This window comes from uncultured Rossellomorea sp. (genome assembly GCF_947488365.1).
Taxonomy (GTDB): Bacteria; Bacillota; Bacilli; order Bacillales; family Bacillaceae_B; genus Rossellomorea.
Map to the genome: position 1 here is coordinate 60,954 of NZ_CANKZT010000003.1, position 16,066 is coordinate 77,019.

General features: G+C 41.4%; 13 protein-coding genes. 5 read left to right on the forward strand and 8 right to left on the reverse strand.

The features are described from left to right. Nucleotides 1–83 precede the first annotated feature (83 nt). From Q1B03_RS11595 to pxpB, 3 genes are all read right to left on the reverse strand, one after another. The gene (locus Q1B03_RS11595) at nt 84–1,226 is read right to left on the reverse strand and encodes an NRAMP family divalent metal transporter (protein WP_299742599.1); all 1,143 of its coding nucleotides are present in this window, start codon (nt 1,224–1,226) and stop codon (nt 84–86) included. A gap of 83 nt (nt 1,227–1,309) precedes the next feature. Further along, entirely contained in the window at nt 1,310–2,311 is a 1,002-nt protein-coding gene (locus Q1B03_RS11600) for a biotin-dependent carboxyltransferase family protein (protein ID WP_299741357.1), read from the reverse strand. Continuing rightward, nucleotides 2,308–3,027: a 5-oxoprolinase subunit PxpB gene (pxpB, locus tag Q1B03_RS11605; RefSeq protein WP_299741358.1), complete on the reverse strand. Its 720-nt coding sequence runs from the start codon at nt 3,025–3,027 to the stop codon at nt 2,308–2,310. Before pxpB ends, Q1B03_RS11600 begins: the two co-directional genes overlap by 4 nt. A gap of 551 nt (nt 3,028–3,578) precedes the next feature. Between pxpB and Q1B03_RS11610 the strand changes: the two genes are divergently transcribed. Both Q1B03_RS11610 and Q1B03_RS11615 read left to right on the forward strand, forming a co-directional pair. Beyond that, on the forward strand, nt 3,579–4,772 hold the full coding sequence (locus Q1B03_RS11610) for an MFS transporter (protein ID WP_299741359.1): 1,194 nt from the start codon (nt 3,579–3,581) through the stop codon (nt 4,770–4,772). Nucleotides 4,773–5,019: 247 nt separating this feature from the next. Beyond that, a complete protein-coding gene (locus Q1B03_RS11615; protein WP_299741360.1) occupies nt 5,020–7,764 on the forward strand; it encodes a GTP-binding protein in 2,745 nt (914 codons plus the stop codon). 724 nt (nt 7,765–8,488) lie between these two features. Here Q1B03_RS11615 and Q1B03_RS11620 read toward each other — a convergent pair. Beyond that, nucleotides 8,489–9,352 (reverse strand): STAS domain-containing protein, encoded by an 864-nt coding sequence (locus Q1B03_RS11620; protein ID WP_299741361.1) that lies wholly within the window; start codon nt 9,350–9,352, stop codon nt 8,489–8,491. Nucleotides 9,353–9,685: 333 nt separating this feature from the next. On the opposite strand from Q1B03_RS11620, the gene Q1B03_RS11625 reads away from it, so the two are divergent. The 3 genes from Q1B03_RS11625 to Q1B03_RS11635 all read left to right on the forward strand — a co-directional run bounded on the left by Q1B03_RS11625 (nt 9,686) and on the right by Q1B03_RS11635 (nt 11,990). Further along, the gene (locus Q1B03_RS11625) at nt 9,686–10,456 is read left to right on the forward strand and encodes a basic amino acid ABC transporter substrate-binding protein (RefSeq protein WP_299742602.1); all 771 of its coding nucleotides are present in this window, start codon (nt 9,686–9,688) and stop codon (nt 10,454–10,456) included. Nucleotides 10,457–10,614: 158 nt separating this feature from the next. Further along, nucleotides 10,615–11,271 (forward strand): amino acid ABC transporter permease, encoded by a 657-nt coding sequence (locus tag Q1B03_RS11630; protein ID WP_044339227.1) that lies wholly within the window; start codon nt 10,615–10,617, stop codon nt 11,269–11,271. Then, on the forward strand, nt 11,268–11,990 hold the full coding sequence (locus Q1B03_RS11635; RefSeq protein ID WP_299741362.1) for an amino acid ABC transporter ATP-binding protein: 723 nt from the start codon (nt 11,268–11,270) through the stop codon (nt 11,988–11,990). Before Q1B03_RS11630 ends, Q1B03_RS11635 begins: the two co-directional genes overlap by 4 nt. A 202-nt stretch (nt 11,991–12,192) precedes the next feature. Here Q1B03_RS11635 and Q1B03_RS11640 read toward each other — a convergent pair whose 3' ends face one another. From Q1B03_RS11640 to Q1B03_RS11655, 4 genes are all read right to left on the reverse strand, one after another. Then, nucleotides 12,193–12,681 carry an RNA polymerase sigma factor gene (locus Q1B03_RS11640; RefSeq protein WP_299741363.1) on the reverse strand — a complete coding sequence of 163 codons (489 nt, stop codon included), beginning with the start codon at nt 12,679–12,681 and terminating at the stop codon, nt 12,193–12,195. 64 nt (nt 12,682–12,745) lie between these two features. Further along, nucleotides 12,746–14,719: a DUF6449 domain-containing protein gene (locus tag Q1B03_RS11645; RefSeq protein ID WP_299741364.1), complete on the reverse strand. Its 1,974-nt coding sequence runs from the start codon at nt 14,717–14,719 to the stop codon at nt 12,746–12,748. Further along, nucleotides 14,691–15,593 (reverse strand): ABC transporter ATP-binding protein, encoded by a 903-nt coding sequence (locus Q1B03_RS11650; RefSeq protein ID WP_299741365.1) that lies wholly within the window; start codon nt 15,591–15,593, stop codon nt 14,691–14,693. Before Q1B03_RS11650 ends, Q1B03_RS11645 begins: the two co-directional genes overlap by 29 nt. Beyond that, the gene (locus tag Q1B03_RS11655) at nt 15,580–15,975 is read right to left on the reverse strand and encodes a GntR family transcriptional regulator (RefSeq protein WP_299741366.1); all 396 of its coding nucleotides are present in this window, start codon (nt 15,973–15,975) and stop codon (nt 15,580–15,582) included. Before Q1B03_RS11655 ends, Q1B03_RS11650 begins: the two co-directional genes overlap by 14 nt. Between the last annotated feature and the right edge of the window lie 91 nt (nt 15,976–16,066).

Genomic DNA, 16,066 nt, shown 5'->3' on the forward strand with positions numbered 1-16,066 from the left:
TTTTATGGCTCTTTTCGCAGAGGTTGTTGTTTTTTTAACAAAAAGGCCTCGACCCTAAACGGATCGAGGCTCTTCTTTTCCACTTAACTAAACAATTGAGGAATGCCCTTGATTAACGAGTATACACCCATGTAAGACATGGCCACGACAATGAGGGCCCCGAAAATGGTCATCCAGATCGGGTGCTTGTAATCACCGACGATTTTGGTTTTATGAGCGGCGATAAGCATAACACCTAATGCTATGGGCAAAATCAATCCGTTAAGTGCACCAACAAGGATTAAAATCGCGACAGGCTTACCTACAAGGACGAATACTAGTGTTGAAACGGTAATGAATCCAACGATTAGCCACTTATGATATTTCTCGAGAAGCGGGCTGAACGTCCGAATGAAGGACACTGATGTATAGGCAGCGCCCACAACGGATGAAACAGCAGCGGACCACATGACGATCCCGAACATCTTGTAACCTATATCTCCTGCAGCCAGTTGGAATACGGAGGCTGGCGGGTTGGAAGGGTCCAATTGCAGACCTTGTGACACAATCCCTAAAGCAGCAAGGAAAAGGAAGATTCGCATGATGGACGCGATACCGATGGCAGATACTGAGCTTTTCGTGATCTCAGGAATTGCCTGTTTCCCTGTTATTCCGGCTTCTAATAACCGGTGACCACCGGCGAATGTGATATATCCACCAACGGTTCCGCCTACCAGCGTAATGATGGCCAGGAAATCAATGGTGTCTGGGGCGAATGTTTTCGTAACGGCTTCTCCTACAGGAGGATTTGCTGTAAACATCACGTATACCGTAAGGATAATCATGAGTAACCCGAGGATCTGGGCGAACTTGTCCATTAATCTACCGGCTTCTTTCACCAGGAAGATTCCTACAGCGACAATTCCACTGAATAATGCGCCCATTTCAGGGGAAATACCAAACAGGACATTCGTACCCAATCCAGCTCCCGCAATATTTCCAATGTTAAAGGCCAATCCGCCCAGCACAATTAGGATGGCAAGAAAGTAGCCTAATCCCGGCAAGACATCGTTGGCAATATCCTGAGCCCTTTTTTCAGAAATGGCTATGATGCGCCATATATTAAGCTGGGCACCAATATCAATGAGAATTGAAACAAGGATGACGAAACCAAAGCTTGCCGCCAAGGTTTGAGTAAATACGGTTGTTTGAGTCAGGAAGCCTGGTCCGATGGCGGATGTGGCCATTAAGAACGCAGCCCCTAACAATACGCTGAAATTTGATTTTTTCTTCAATAAGTTCGCTCCTTTGCTGTCATGTGAATAGCTGCTTAGTTGAATTTCAAGGAAATTCCTTGTTTTAAATGCCTAAGTTGTCGTTCGCGATCTATGTAGAGTTCCTGTGCTTTTTCATGAGAAATCATCGTAAAGGTCAACTCTTCTCCAGGCTTTGCCTGTGCAATCAGTGGAAGATCCACTGATGCGATTTGACCGATTCTTGGATAGCCTCCCGTCGTTTGCCGGTCCGCTAACAGAACAATAGGCTTCCCATTCGAAGGAACCTGAATGGTTCCAAAGGCAACCGCTTCTGAAATCATATCAAAATCCTTCTCGAGATGGAGGGACGGACCTTCCAGACGGTAGCCCATGCGATCTGATTGAGCAGACACTTTAAAGGGTTCATTGAAAAAGTGTTCCCGGCTTTCTGCTGAAAATAAATCGTACTCGGCCCCGGTCATCACTCGAATGATTTTCTTCTGTTGATAAGCCGAGATGAATTCAGAAGAAATCGACCAATCAATTTCCGTGAAATCATTGTCCTCTAAATAGGGAAGTAAATAGTCGATCATATTTTCAGATTCCTTCGAAAGCGTCCCGGCTTTCAGGTTGTCACCTTCTTTTAAGGAACGACCATTCAATCCTCCAATCCCGGCTCTTACGTAAGTTGATTTGCTGTTCATGACGGTTGCTACATTGAATCCACCTGCAATCGCAAGGTAACTGCGGCAGCCGCTTTTGCATGCCCCGAATTTAAGAACGCTTCCAGCTTTGATCAATAGTGATCTCCTTAAAGGAACCGGCTTCCCGTCTATGGTTGGAGATAAGTCTCCTCCACAAATCGAAATGAGGGAGGTTTCCTGGAACTCAAGCATTGGACCCATAAGTGTCATTTCAAGAGTGGCCTCGTTCTCATCATTCCCTACCAGCAGGTTAGAGATTTTATGGGCAAGTGGATCCATACTTCCACTCACGATGACGCCATATTTTTGATAGCCATACCTTCCAAGGTCCTGAATCGTTGAAAGGAGGCCCGATTTCATTACATTAATCATTGTTCCTCCTCCAATGCTTTATATTCTTCAAATGAAATGGGGGTGAAACGAATTCGATCACCTGCTTTTAGTAAGCTTGGTGAGTCGCCGTTATTTGGTTTGAATAATTTTAAGGGGGTTCGGCCAATCAGCTGCCACCCTCCAGGTGTTTCAATCGGGTAAACGCCTGTTTGTTTTCCGGCAATCCCAACTGAGCCAGCCGGGATCTTGAGGCGGGGGGATTCTCTTCTCGGTGTCGCAATATCCGGGGACATGCCTCCGATATAAGGGAATCCCGGGGCGAATCCAATCATGTATACGAGGTAGTCACCATTGGAATGTTTCGCGATGACTTCTTCGGTAGACATGTGATTGTGGTTCGCGACTTCTTCAAGGTCCGGTCCGAATTCTCTACCGTAGCAGACGGGAATGTCGATGATTCGGGAATCTGATTGTTCACTGATTGTAAGTTGGGAAAGCATATGTTCAATTTCTGAACAGACAATTGTGTACGGTAATGTACTCTGAAAAGGTTTTTGAGATTCTATGATTTTGATTGGGTCGTAATAAAGTGTGACGGTTGTAAATGCGGGTATGTATTCAACTAGCCAGTCGATTTTCCGGGTTTCAAAAAAGGCGGTGACGACTTTAACCTTTTCGTGTGTTTCTTGCTGAATTGAATCTCCTAATTGTATAACGACGGCATGATCGCCCAATGGTCGTAACGTAAAATTCAAAGAACTACCTCCATTCGTGATTGTATGATTATAAAAAATATAAAATAATTATGTATGAGTAGGCGTACAAATATGATTATTCAGAAATTTAAGCCATGTTGTTATTATAGTATAATTCTTTGTGTTTTCAATAAAAGGTTGGGAATTAGTTGGTTCTTCCAAGAATCATGGTATGTGGGGGGAGGGTTATTCTGCATTTGTTTTTTTGGCTCATTCGAGTGAAACGAACGTTTCACTCGCCTTTCAGCGTGCGCTGAAAGGCCGGGTAGAGAAGAAGAGCCGAGAGGAGCAAATGAATTCTCTATCGGCTCTTCTTCTCTACCCGGAATGAGCCAAAAAAACAGTTAGTACTACTATCCCTTTAAATACTTGAATTCAATCATAAAATCCTTCAATTTCCACTTCGCAATATTTGTAAAAAACTAGCATGTTTTCATCGATTATAAACGTATCGCAATTGTGTTTTATGTGCTATTATTTAGTAATCCGAAATATTATCTTCCTGAATGTATTGTGAGGATTATTGATAGATGGTGGAAGGAGGTTTTCTTATGGATAAGGTAAAGGATCCTTTATGGACGAGGTCTTTTATTATGTTAATGGTAGGAAACTTGTTTGTGTTTATGTCATTTCAGATGCTGATTCCGACACTTCCTCCTTATATAAAGTCGATAGGGGCTTCAGGTTTGGAAATTGGATTAGTAACGACGTTATTTTCCATAGGTGCTGTTTTAAGTCGGCCTTTTATTGGATTTATGTTGGAATATAGAGACAGGAAACCTCTCGTTTTAATAGGAGGGATCTCGTTATTATTGATAACGGTTATTTATCCATTGTCCAGTGTGGTCTTCATCTTTCTTTTATTCAGGTTTGTACACGGATTGGCGTGGGGATGGTCTACAACGGTTAATGGGACGGCAGCAGTGGATGTGGTACCGAAATCCCGTCTGGGTGAAGGGATGGGGTATTACGGATTGTCGATTACGATTGGAATGATCATAGCTCCGAGTCTCGGAATATATTTATTCCAGGTAACGACGTTTACGAATCTGATCATAACTTCCAGTGCTCTGGGTGTCATCGCGATTATTTTGTTAGGAATCGTTCATTACCGAACACCTCAAGTCGTCAAAGAAACGAAAAAGGAAGACCTGAAGTTCTCATATCTTGGCTCTTTAGTTGAAAAATCCAGCTGGTTCCCTGCGTTTATTACAATTATGGTGACCTTTGGATACGGATCGATCGTAACATTTATCGTCATCTTTGGAGAAGAGCGTGGAATACAGCATATCTTTTTATTCTATTTATGTAATGCGATCATGGCTTCCCTATCAAGACCGATCGCCGGGAAATGGTTCGATGAACGTGGACCTAAAGGTCTTGTGCTCTTTTGTATCGTGATTACCTTTATCGGCATGTGGGTATTATCCTATGCTCATTCAGATTTCCTAATCGTCGTATCAGGTATTTTGTTTGGAGTTGGGTTTGGTTCACTTATTCCAACACTCCAATCCTGGACACTGTCGTTAACCCCGGACAATAGAAGGGGAGTGGCAAATGGTATGTTTTTCTCCTCCATTGATCTTGGGATCGGCTTAAGCGGATTAGTATTCGGAGTGCTGGCTCAATATGTTGAGACGGGTGTCTTATTCCAGATATCAAGCCTATTCTTGCTCATTGCTTTAGTCGTAGCGATACTGGAAGGGCGCAAACAAAAAAAGTTTGTTCACCAGACATCAGCGTAGTTTGATGACTGAATATTGGTGGTAAGTAGAAAGGACTATCTGTTTTTGAAGGTGTTTGCCGCCTTTAGTAACGGATAGTCCTTTCTTCTGTAATGGATGTGATTCCTATGAATCACGGCAGAAAGTATCAATCGGAAATTGAAAAGGAAATGAAATTTTATCCCAATGAAATTCTGTTAGAATGATAGAAATAGACTAGTCTGTGAGGTTTCTTTAATAAGGAGATCCACATATAACGGAGGACATTATGACAGAAGAAAAATTACTAATGGAAAAGTCATTCTATGGAACTTTTTTAGTAGACTATGACACGAACCGTCATCCAATTGAAGTTCTTGGTCAAGCTTTTGTAGAAGAGCAGCAAAATGAACCGTATGATTTAACGTTCATTCGCTATGCTCAGGGTGAGGTCTATTTTCATAGCAAGGACTATGAAGCGGCTATATTCAAATGGGAAAGCATACAGAACGAATTAGAACCTTGGGCAAAGAAGAATATCGCGGATTCTTACTATGAGCTGGGGATGTTATCTTCAGCGGAGGATGTATATACAGCTATCCAATCGGAAAGCACGATTTTAACGTTGGAAGTTTCCCTTCAGCTATTCTCCCTTTATATCGAACGGAACAAGATCAAGTCAGCCTATCGTACGATTGAGAAAGCATTGACGATTGATCCGGACTATCCTAACGTAACTGAACTCGCCCGGACTTTTTATGAAGAACAAGAGGACTGGAATAAAGCCGTGGAACTGGCGGTTCAGGAATCGATCCGGACCCAGGATCCCGCTTGGTTCATGATTCTGAGGGAATATGGTGATCAAGGTTACACGACCTCCTTTGCGCCTACCTATTTCTACGATTTATTGATTGCGGTTTATGAAAAGGATCGTAAACAATTCAAAGGTCTCGTGACTTCTCTATGGACAAGCTACAGAAGCAATCCGGTCGCCCATATTGAATGGATGCTGACGGTAAATACAATCTTTGAATATGTGGAAATACTCCCCAACGAATCATGGGAGGACATCCTATCCCAATTCCAGGAAGCATACGTAGGATTCCTTGAAGGCAACTACTTAGTGAAAGACCTGGAAAATTTTATGCCAAGCATGCTGAGCAATTGGCTCAAAGTGAGCAGGGATCATCAACCACTTTTCCCGGCAGCTGCCGTTTTAGCCTGGAACGATGTATTCTCGTACAGCATTGAACCGATGGTGACGGAAGAGGCGGAAACGATCCTGCTGGAAGGGGACTCCTATCAAGCACGCTTTGAAGACATTATCCTTTTCTTAAATAAAATTATTGATTGGTCAGAACGAAATGAAGCTCCTGTAGGGTACAAAACTAAATGGATTGCGGAGCAGTTAATGGATCTGAGTGAACACCACTTATTAATCGCAGGGAGTGGCTCAAGCGGAAAGTCTTCCTTCGTTCAATCCGTTTTAGGTGAGAGCGTCGGTGAGGCTGAAGACTCCACCATCATTTATAGTTATCATGATCAGCAGGTAGAAGTAAAGGAGATTCACGATCATGGAGTTCACAAAGTAGAGAGCATCGCTGATTTTGAAGAACTGATGCAAAGAGAAGCATTTGTAGAATATAGGCTTCCGTCTGAGTTTCTTAAGAAAAATAGAAGTGCCATCATTGACGTTCAAACAGGCAAAAGGCATCTTGATGATCTGACAGCCTTTTATCCTGTAGCTGATGGATTACTGTATGTATTGAATGCTGATGCCCCGTTTAATGCAGAGGACAGACAAACCTTAAGAAAATTAACGGAAATCGGCCAGCCTGTGAACGTTCATTTCTTATTAAATAAGATGGACAAAGTATCTCATTCTGACCGTACAGAAGAGATCATCGAATCAGCCCGAAACAAAGCCCGGGAATGGTTCCCGGACGCAGAGGTATTACCGTATTCATCCCTGGAAGCCGTTCATCTGCAACGACAGGATGTTCAGGCATTTCTAAAGGAACAGTATAGGGTGAATGGAAATGCGCTCAAAGCGGAACGTGGGGCCAAACTATTTTATCTAGTCAGAAAAACATTAAGAGATCTTTACTCAAAGCGTAAGAATCGTGAAAATGAGTTGAAAGATACAATCGAGAAGAATGAAGATATCCTGTCGCGTTTGAATGGCTTTGAAAACTACCTGGGTGACATGCAAGGCGATAAAGTCTCCGTCATTAAGGATTCCTTCTATCAAAAGAAAGAAGCCATGAAAAAGGAAATCTCTGAGAAGATCCCTGGTATCCTTAGTGGCTGCTCTGATCTGATCAGTGAAGAAAGTGATTTCAGACAGATTCATACGGAATTGAATGAAGCCATGAATACCCGTATTCAAGCCTATATACAAGAAGATCTCATGCCTCGTTATGTCAAATCCCTTGAGGAGTGGCTTGCCTTCTCGAAAGAGGAGCTTCAAGACAGCCAGAATTATTTGAATGAAATGAGTGAAACCTTCAACGAGCTATTCGGTAAGGATAAAGTCGTTTTACAATGTGATTTTCAAGTAATAGACGACTGGCGTCGGGATGTAAGCCGAATGGGAACGAGAGCGCAGATTGATAAAGAGAATATCTTATTGCGATTTAAACCGGCACAGTTCTTATTAAAGAGTGCAGGGAAGCTGTTAGGTGTTTTACCTCAGAATAAGTCCTTACTCTACAACCAATATAAACGCTATTTAGAGAACGAAGATTATCAGGATATCACGGCATCTGTTGTTAATAAATTCTTCCTTCAGTTTGATTTGTTCGAAAAATCACTGCAGCAGGATGTTCACTCTTTCTTCGCTGAGCCATTTAATCAACTGGAAATCACGATTAAAGATACAGAAACAGATATTGCATCAGACGAAGAAACACTAAAGAAAATGAAAGCCGATCCGGAACGATATTTCGATCCGATCACTCTATTCGAAGTGAAACTGCTTCAGCAAGAGTACATGGTGAAAGCCAGCTATAAAGCTTCTCATCATTATTCATAAGAAAAAAGACTGATTCGAAGGGCATTCCCCTTTTAGAATCAGTCTTTTTATTTGGCTCTTTTCCCAAAAATTGTTTCTTTTTACCATGCGTTCTGCAAGGCTCTGTCAATTAGTGTGTGCTGGATGGTGAGGGGGAACTGCTCCGCTTGCAGCTAGCGTTCGGCCAAGCCTCCTCAGCTTAGCCGAACGGGGTCTCTGCACGCCCAAAATCCGCCGGAGTCTGCGCAGTTCCCCTCACCATCTTTAACAGAATATTTGTGACAGAGCTTCAACTTGCGCAAGAAGACCATGTAACTAGAAAAAACAATTCTTCTTTCAGAAAAGGGAAAACAATCTCTACCCTTAAATAAGGTTGTTTTCTAAAGTTCTTACTTATATTGATTTTCATTAAGGATACATGCTCAGAAAGTTGATTGGAGCGGAAGGATGATCGACTCCTGCGGGAATAGCTGGACAGTCCGAAATGCGGAGGCGGCTTGCTCAGCCCCGACAAGCATAAGATGAATGGACCGGGAAGGCGTTCTTTGCCTTCTTGGACCATTTAGCTTATGACCTCGAGGGGCTAGCCGCTGGAGCTGGACAGGTGAGGCCCCGGAGGCGCAGCCGAGGAGGCTCACCGCCAGCCCCCGCGGAAAGCGAGCATCCTGGAGCGGAAATCAACTATTACTTTCTTCTCTACAATAGCCACAAACTTTAAAGAAAGAGCGTTTTATTTATTACCTTTCTAAACTTGCAAGAATTCGCTATTTTCCTGAATCACTTCGGCAATAATCCGTTCAAGAGAATTTTTAGTGTGAATGGTAGAGAAATCTAATCCAAGATGAATGGCTGTCTGAGCTACCTCGGGACGGATGCCGGTGATGACGGATTTTACTCCAAGTAGATTTAAGGCGTCGATAAGGTGGAAGATTTGCTGAGCGACCATGGTATCAACCAATACCACACCTGATAAGTCAATGATCAACATGGATAAATGGGCATCGGCACTTTGTTGAAGGGTTGATTCTAATATCGTACGGGCGCGCGTCGTATCAATATCTCCGATGATAGGCAGAAGTCCTACCTCTGAAGTTAAAGAAATGACCGGAGTACTTAATTCCTTAATCAGGGTAGACTGTGCTTGTAGTCGATCCATTAATATATTCAGGAACGTGGAAGTAAATGTTTCCAGCACATAATCCAATGCGAAGTTGATCTTTCGTTCCCACTCAAATACTTCTTTCAACTGGATGTTTACGTTCGATTCTTCTACAAACTTTTCGACATACGTCCAATACACTCTTCTGAACACACCTGAGTTACGAACAACCTCATCGAGAGTCGTACTGGATTTACTTCGATCTGCAGCTGTTTGTGAAGTCCAGTTAGAAATCAATTCCTTTGACTCTGTTTGAGAAAGTAACAGACACTTGGCGATGATCTTCACATAATTAGAGTTTTGTTCTTTTATTTTGTTGAGTACCTCTGGCGAAGAATCAGGCGAATAGTGAGATCCGGATTTAATATTCTGGAACTTCAACCAGTCTTCAGTGAAATCTAAAGCATGATCAACTAAGTATTCATATAAATCGGACGAATGTGTATCCATAAACTCTCCCTTTAAACTTGGCTTATACTCTTATTCTGAAACCTATAGAGGAGACTGTCAATGTTAAAGGTAAAACAAATAAATAAAATACTTCTTTAATTATGCAAATAAATATAAAAGAGGAGAAGGCACTTCTTTTGATATGCGAAAAAATATGCAAAAAAATCCATAATAGTAGATACGAATTAGTCTGAATACTAGTAATCTTATAATATTTATTGGTTTTCTAGTAAAATATATGTATAATTATAATTATTAGAAAATACAAACTATTTTAGGGGGACTACGATGAAGAAGAAAGTAAGAGGATTATTTCTAGTATTGATGATAGGGATGGCAGGGATAATGACTGCCTGCGGAAGCGAAGAAGCGAGCTCAGGCGAAGATAAAAAAGAGAAGCTTGTAGTGGGTACCGATGCGGCCTTTGCTCCATTTGAGTATATGGATAAAGGGGAAATTGTCGGATTTGATATCGATTTTTTAGAGGCTGTCATGAAAGAAGCCGGATATGAGTATGAAGTGAAGAACATTGGATGGGATCCACTGTTTGCAGCAGTACAAGGCGGCAAGGAAGTAGATATGGGCATCTCCGGAATCACGATTAATGATGATCGTAAAGAAACGTTTGATTTTTCCAATCCTTACTTCGAATCCACACACATGATCATGTTTGGTGAAGGTGTGGATATCAAGAGTGCAGATGACCTAAAAGGGCTAAAGATCGGGGTTCAGAATGGAACGACCGGTCAGGCGGCAGCAGAGAAGATTGTTGGGCAAAACAGCTCTGATATTTCTAAATACGAAAACAATGTAGTAGCCATTACGGCATTAAAGCAAGGTCAAGTAGATGCTGTTGTAACCGATAATACGGTTGTAAATGAATATGTGAAAAACAATCCGGATGACAATTTCAACACAGTAGAAGATCCGGAAAACTTCGAATCTGAATTTTATGGCTTAATGTTTCCGAAAGACAGTGAGTTGAAATCTGAATTTGATAAAGCGGTAAAAGAAGTGATTGAAAATGGAACATATGCTGAGATTTATAAAGAATGGTTTGGTACAGAGCCGAACACTGACGCTTTATTAGAACAAGCAGAATAAGGGAACAAGGGGCGTAGTGAAAGGTATGGAAGATCTTCTTTATAGATTTTAAAGAAGATTTTTCCTTCTTCACCTGCCCCTTTTATATGAGTCTATTTACTACTATTGAAAAGGAAAGTGGCTAAAGCTGCTACCGAGACAAAAGGAGTTATTATATGCTGGATTTCAGATGGGACATAATTGGGGAATACCTGCCTTTTTTTCTAAAGGGAGCATTATTAACAATCGGTTTATCCGTGGGAGCTATCTTTTTAGGTTTAATCTTCGGACTGCTGATGGGGATATTCAGGATTTCTCCCTACCTGCTCGTTCGAACGCCTTTCATTTGGTACATAAACTTTTTTAGAGGTACTCCATTATTTGTACAGATTCTTCTCATTCATTTTGGTGTGATGCCAATGATCATGACGGAGATTAATCCGGCCGTGTCTGCGTTAGTGGCACTATCGTTGAATGCCACGGCATATATCGCCGAAATATTCCGCGGGGGTATTCAGTCCATTGACCGGGGGCAGATGGAAGCTGCCAGGTCATTGGGGATGACCAATATCCAGGCGATGAGGCATATCATTATCCCTCAAGCATTTAAGCGGATGATTCCTCCACTTGGAAATGAGTTTATCGTGTTACTGAAAGACTCTTCCCTGGCAGCGGTTATCGCAGCTCCTGAGCTTATGTACTGGGGGCGTGCCATGCAGGGGCAGTATTATCGTGTATGGGAACCGTATTTAGCAGTCGCTATTATCTATTTAATCCTTACTCTATCTCTTACGTATCTACTAAACTATATTGAGCGGAGGATGGCAACCGAATGATTAAAGCAGTGAACCTTAAGAAATCCTTTGGAGAATTGGAAGTATTGAAAGATATTAACGTCAATATCAAACCGCAAGAAGTGGTTGTAGTAATAGGGCCTTCAGGTTCAGGAAAATCAACGTTTCTGCGTTGTTTGAACCTTTTAGAATCGATTACCGATGGTCATGTTTATATTAAAGACCGGGATATAACGGCCAAACAAACAGATATCAATAAAGTACGTACGGATGTGGGAATGGTTTTTCAGCAATTTAATCTTTTCCCTCATAAAACCGTGATCCAGAACATTATGCTCTCACCGATGAAGGTAAGAAAGTGGCAAAAGGATAGGGCGGAGAAGAAGGCATTAGAGTTACTTGATAAGGTGGGACTCAGGGAAAAAGCGTATGTGTACCCGGACTCCTTATCAGGCGGGCAGAAGCAACGGGTGGCCATTGCACGGGCCTTGGCCATGGAGCCTGAGATCATGCTGTTCGATGAGCCTACTTCAGCCCTTGATCCAGAAATGGTAGGAGAGGTGCTGGAGGTAATGAAACAGCTTGCGAAAGAGGGCATGACCATGGTCGTGGTCACCCATGAAATGGGGTTTGCGAGAGAAGTCGGGGACCGTGTCATCTTTATGGACGGAGGGTACATCGTGGAAGAAAACAGACCGTCTGAACTCTTCGGGAACCCCAAACATGAAAGAACTCAAGCGTTTTTAAGTAAAGTGTTATAATTTGAGTCAAATGAAGGGGAAGCGTTCTAAATTTAGAGGTCATGTCCAAAGTTGAAAAACATTTATTTTCAACTTTAGATGATTTGTTTTCAAAATACTGGATTTATTTTCAATTTCAGTGTATTTGTTTTCAACTTTCAACATTTATTTTCAAATCCTGAATTCCACAACAAAAGGAGCCTTCTCAACAAGGCTCCTTTTTCTATGCGGTATGTTCTACATAAATGATCGAGTGCAGCTGCTTTCTTGCCCGGTGAAAACGGGTTTTGACGGTGGAAGGAGTGAGGTTCAGCTTTAAAGCAATCTCCCCATCACTAAGATCCTGTGTCACTTTCAATGACATGACTTCCTGCTGAGAAAGTGGCAGCCTCTTAATGTTTTCCTGGATGCTGTACTTAAGAAACTGTGCTTCAATTTCCATTTCCAGAGGGTTATAATCCTGTATTGATTGAACCTCTTCATCATTTTCCATATAGACTTCATTGCGTTTCGATTCTTTTCGGATGAAATCGATTGCTGTACATCTTGCGATAGAAGTGAGCCAGGACTTCGTTTTGGTCGAATCCAGTAAAGTATCGATTTTGATGTACGCTTTAAGAAATGTTTCCTGGACGATGTCCTGTGATAAGTAAGTGTTTTTCGTTAAGTTATAAGCAATATGATAAATCAGCTTGTGAAATTGTTCATACATCTCCTCAAATGAGGGGGGAGATGAGGGTAGCTGAAGTGTGTCCATAGGATTTAACCTCGACTTTCTATTCTAAATCATTCATTTCCTTTATTAAAAAAGGAGGAGCATCCTTTTCTTCCAATCCACGTATCTCCACATATCCATGGTTTTTATACTTAATGATGACCATATATTCGTTTGTTATGGAATGGTAGACGAACTCATTCATGATTCCTTCGATGTGTTTGGAATCCGTAATTTCAATCCCTTTACCTTCCTTCTTTAACTCAAGTGCCGCTTGTTGTTGGTCCATGACGTTATATAGACGATTCCTGTAATTCTTTTGATCGATCACATACATCCACTCAATATCCGATGAAGTGACTTTAATATCATCTAGATACCCGTTGTTCTGCAACCAAGTTTCAAAATTCTTATAGTTATTTTTCACTCCAACATTGATCCATCGATTCTCTGATAGGAGAAATTCGACGTTGTAGAGGTTTACTTTGTCCCGGTCTTCAAATGTACCATTATATGTTTCTTCTTTTAATAGATTGATGGCTTCCTTGATCTGTTTCGTATCGATAATAGATATCTGCTTTCGCCCGCCCATGTCAGCATAAATCGACAGCTTGTCTACACTGTTTGGATCTACGGAGAAGATTTCTTCTGTTGTTTCTTTAAAACTCTTCATTTTATATAAAGCAGTATAATGTGATTTAATCTCTTCTATATTTATCCGATAGTTTCTCACTAGCTTGCTTCCATTATGCATTTTGTAATAAAGGAAGACCTGTTCGCTATCCTCGTCTGTAACGGTACGATCCTGATTGTTGACGATTTCCTTATGAAGGTTCAGGACGGCTTTAATGGTTTGAGGGTCGTTTATAAAGTGATCCTTGATAAGGCTATCTGGATTGTCCCTCAGGGAATAATAGCTGTTGCTGATATGGACCTTTTCTATGCCCTTTAAATCAGGAATCTTCTTTTCATATTGAAATAAATCGAACTGAATGAATAAACCGATAAGAGAGATGGACACGGCAAACCCGGCAAAGCCCTTCCAATGACGGAACACTCTCCAATGTTTTTGTAAAACCATTTCTGCAAGATAATAGCCTATGAATGAACCGATGAAATAGCCGAATAAGGTCCATCCCGTCTCTTGATAGATTCCATTGAAGTACATACCGCCGACCAGCATGAAACAGAATGCGACTCCATATTTGAATAGGGGTCGGAGGACAGGGAATACAATAGCAAGTGACGCTGCTTCTACTTTTCTCGTTTTATATAATACATACGATAAAACATAGAGTAGGAGAGTGATAGCTATGAACAGTGTTACATCTAATCCGGAAAAGATTTTATTCTCAAGATATACGGCCTTGATGACAGGGGAATATTGTTCGATTTTGATATTGAAAAAATAATCCTCTGGAAATCCATATAAAAGATTTTTCAAGCTAAAGCATACGAGCATAAACATTCCAGCCGGTAATAGGAGCAGGATGTAAGTCATTACTCCCTGTACAGCTGTTAGTCCCGTTATCATGCCCACAAAGGTAGCGGCTGTGAACAGAAGGATGTTCATTAGGATCGTGATGCCGCACCAGACTAAAATGTCTTGAACATCAATGAATTGCTGAAGATCCGTAAATGAATAAAAGGAAAGTAAAATCGCTGTATTCAGTACAATTGGCATGATGAGGATGACGATTCCTGTAACGGTAAAATGATAAAACAATTTGCTGCGTGTCAGCGGAAGGCTATGCATGAAGTCTGCAGCCTGCTTTACATGTAAATAACGGAAAAGGAAAAGGGATAAGATGACCGGAACGAACAGCATCAAACCCATTTGAATCGGGTATTGCATTTTAAACAGGTTCTCGTAAATGGCAATCGGATAGGGTTGATTGTCGTTGGAAAGTTTACCGATAATGTCAACCGGCAACGAAAAGAGAAGTCCGATAAAATAAACGATCCCTACCCATCCAACATTCCTAAGGCTTTGAAGGATGACTTCCTTATTGATCCATGATGTTTTGGATGGCATATCCGACGTCCTCCATTTCATAAACAAAAATTTCTTCAAGGGTCAACGGTAACATATCGAAAATAACTGGATGATAAGGTTGGATCTTGCTTCTTACCTGTTGTTCATCCCCTCGAACGATGCAGAGGGATACGCTTCCCCTGGTCTCTTCGTGCAGAAGGTCAAGTTCGGTAAAGAGCTTCTGCGGCATTTCGCCTTTAAAGGCCAACTGAACTTTATGAATCCCGGATTTCAAATCATCAAGCTCTTTCTCCAATAGAAATCTTCCTTGATGCAAAATTCCGATATGATCACAAACATCCTCCACTTCACGAAGGTTGTGAGAGGAAATAAGGATCGTCATCTCCCGATTGGCAACTTCTGTGATCAGCACGCTTTTTACTTTCTTACGAACGACAGGATCCAATCCATCAAGGGGCTCATCCAGAATGAGCACATCCGGCTGAGTGGATAATCCTAGAATGAAGGCTGCTTGACGCTGGACGCCTTTCGAAAATTTATGAAGCTTTTTATGAGGGTTTACCTCAAATAGGCCGGTTAGAGATTGATACTGATGTTCATTCCAGCGACTATAGGTGTTTTGATAAAATTTTGCCATTTGATTCAAGGTATAGTGAGCGAAGAAAAAGGGTTGATCAGGAATGAAAAACAGGGTTTCTTTCGTTTTGATATTCTCAAAGATCGCTTGGTCTCTTAAGAGAACGTTCCCGCTATCCGGCTTTAACACTCCCGCAATGGTTTTGAGTAGTGTCGTTTTTCCTGCCCCATTCGATCCGAGCAGTCCATAAATCGATCCTTTTTGAACAGAGAACGAAACGTCATGAATAATTGTAGTACCTTCAAAGGATTTACTTAATGATTTAATCTCTATCATCAGATTGATTCCCTCCTGCCGATGCCTCGATGTCAGCAATCATCTGCTTTAAGTCTTCAGGCGTAATCCCTAAATAAAGAGCTTCAGACAAAAGTTTAGACAACTCTTCCTTTACTTTCATAATTTTCTCCGCATTTTGAATGTGACTTGAAGGATTAACAAAGCTACCCCGTCCTTTCACCGAATAAATAAACCTTTGAGTTTCTAGTTCCCTATAAGCTTTTTGGATTGTGTTTGGATTTATGGTCAGCTGTTGGGCCAATGCACGAACGGAAGGCAATTGTTCGTCAGGCTTCAACACCTCATTAATGATCAACTCTTTTAATTTCTCGACTAATTGTTCATATATGGGCTTTCGACTTCTTAAATCAAGCTCAAACATATCCACCCTCCCAACCGTATAAAGTGTACTATGTGTCTTAATACAGTTAAAGTATATAACAAGTTCTACCAGTTTGGGAAGAGGGGAAATG